This window comes from Streptomyces sp. RP5T (assembly GCF_003933965.1).
In the GTDB taxonomy this organism is placed as follows: domain Bacteria; phylum Actinomycetota; class Actinomycetes; order Streptomycetales; family Streptomycetaceae; genus Streptomyces.
Genome location: NZ_RSAJ01000920.1, coordinates 1 through 2299, shown reverse-complemented (window position 1 = coordinate 2299; position 2299 = coordinate 1). Strand labels below are relative to the sequence as shown.

Annotated in this window: 3 protein-coding genes; all 3 read right to left on the bottom strand. The window is 71.1% G+C overall.

The genetic code is table 11. The annotated features are described in order from the left end of the window. Nucleotides 1-98: 98 nt before the first annotated feature. A complete protein-coding gene (locus EHS43_RS42970) occupies nucleotides 99-647 on the bottom strand; it encodes a hypothetical protein (RefSeq protein ID WP_125195875.1) in 549 nt (182 codons plus the stop codon). 7 nt (nucleotides 648-654) lie between these two features. After that, the gene (gene mqnC, locus EHS43_RS42965; protein WP_125195874.1) at nucleotides 655-1854 is read right to left on the bottom strand and encodes a cyclic dehypoxanthinyl futalosine synthase; all 1200 of its coding nucleotides are present in this window, start codon (nucleotides 1852-1854) and stop codon (nucleotides 655-657) included. 71 nt (nucleotides 1855-1925) lie between these two features. Continuing rightward, nucleotides 1926-2299 (bottom strand): A24 family peptidase (locus tag EHS43_RS42960; RefSeq protein ID WP_148104283.1); only part of this gene is annotated, 374 nt, incomplete at its 5' end.

Here is a 2299-nt window from a genome sequence, read left to right as displayed (position 1 = left end):
GCGCTGGGGGGTTGAGTTTCGGGTGCGGGCCGGTGGGGGCTTGTCGCGCCCGCGCGGCGGAGCCGCACATCGATACAGTCCCGCGCCCCTGAAAGCCTCTACCTGCGCCTGTGCAGCAAGCGGCCCCCGATTACCGTGGTCACGCATTCCATCCCGTCGAAGATCGCGAACGTCGCGTCCGCACCCGGGAGCAGCGGGATCAGGGGCTCCTCCGTGAAGCTGTGCTCGATCCTCAGGCCCGACCTGTGCACCGCGTCGATCACCGCGGGGCGTCGCAGCGGGCCGACCACCGCCACCGTCCCCTGTGCCAGCAACCGCTGTACGCCCCGGCGCGCGCTCGCGCCCCAGCGCGCGTCGGTCATGGCCAGGGCCGACAGTGCCTCGCCGGTGAGGGGCTCGTCCCCCAGGTCCTCCCGGGGGTCCGGGTGGTAGGACTGCTCCAGCAGCTCACGCCCGTGCGGGTTCAGCAGGCCGGGGGTGATGCGCCCCGGCCAGCGGCGCACCCGTGCCGCCGGGTGGGCCGCCACCAGGTCGTCGTACGCCTCCACGGCCGCGATCCGACGGCCCTCGACCAGTACCGCCCCGCCGGGCAGCGAGGGCCTCTCGCCGCCCGGGACCACGACGTCGGCCGTGTGGATCGTCAGCAAGGCGGACCTAGTTGGACGCGAGGATCTTCAGCTCGGGGTGGGCCGTGCCGCCCTCGATCGCCGTCGAGGAGATGTGGGACTGGACGCGCGCGTCGACCGGGTCGTTCGCCGGGTCGTCGTGGACCACGAGGTGTTCGTACGTCGTGGAGCGCTGTGCCGGGACACGGCCCGCGGTGCGGATCATGTCGATCATTTCCTGGAGGTTGGAGCGGTGCCTGGCGCCCGCCGCCGAGACGACGTTCTCCTCCAGCATGACCGAGCCGAGGTCGTCCGCGCCGTAGTGCAGCGTGAGCTGGCCCGCGTCCTGGCCCGTGGTCAGCCAGGAGCCCTGGATGTGGGCGATGTTGTCCATGAAGAGCCGGGAGATCGCGATCATCCGCAGGTACTCGAAGATCGTGGCCTGGGTGCGGCCCTTCAGGTGGTTGTTCATCGGCTGGTAGAGGTACGGGATGAAGGCCCGGAAGCCGCCCGTGCGGTCCTGCACGTCACGGATCATGCGCAGGTGCTCGATGCGCTCGGCGTTGGTCTCGCCGGTGCCCATCAGCATGGTGGAGGTGGACTCCACGCCCAGCCGGTGCGCGGTCTCCATGATCTCCAGCCAGCGCTCGCCGGACTCCTTGAGCGGGGCGATGGCCTTGCGGGGTCGCTCGGGGAGCAGCTCCGCGCCGGCCCCGGCGAAGGAGTCGAGTCCGGCGGCGTGGATGCGCCGGATCGCCTCCTCGACGGAGACCTTCGAGATCCTCGCCATGTGCTCGACCTCGGAGGCGCCCAGCGAGTGGATGACCAGCTGGGGGAACTCCTTCTTGATGGCGGCGAAGTGCTTCTCGTAGTACTCGACGCCGTAGTCGGGGTGGTGGCCGCCCTGGAACATGATCTGGGTGCCGCCGAGTTCGACGGTCTCGGCGCACCGGCGCAGAATGTCGTCGAGGTCGCGGGTCCAGCCCTTGTCCTTGGCGGTGGGCGGGGCGTAGAACGCGCAGAACTTGCACGCCGTCACGCAGACGTTCGTGTAGTTGATGTTCCGCTCGATGATGTACGTCGCGATGTGCTCGGTGCCCGCGTACCGCCTGCGGCGCACGGCGTCCGCGGCGGAGCCCAGCGCGTGCAGCGGGGCGTCGCGGTAGAGGTCGAGCGCCTCCTCCGCCGTGATGCGCCCGCCCTCGGCGGCACGGTCGAGGACGGACTGAAGGTCGGCCTTCTCGGTCACCGGGGCGTGCCTTTCGTCAAGGGTTCGGACGGTCCGGGCCAGCCTACGCCAGCCCTGTGACAAGCCGGATGTCAGGCCGTGTACGCACCGATCAGCAGCCCCGCGTACGCCCCCGTGATCAGGAACGGCCCGAACGGGATCGCCGTCTTGCGCCCCGCCCTGCCCGCCAGGACCAGGACACCGCCCCACAGCGCGCCGAGCAAGAACCCGGCGAAGGTGCCAAGGAGCACGGTGTCCCAGCCGTACCAGCCGAGGACGGCCCCCGCCCCGAGTGCCAGCTTCACGTCGCCGAAGCCCATGCCGCCGGGGTTGATCCGCCACAGCACCCAGTAGCCGGCGCCGAGGGCGAGGGCGCCGGACAGCGCGTGCGGCCAGGTTCCGGTGTGCTCCGGCACGAACGAGACCGCCCCGAGCAGCGCGAGCGCGACGGCGGCGAGGGGGAGGG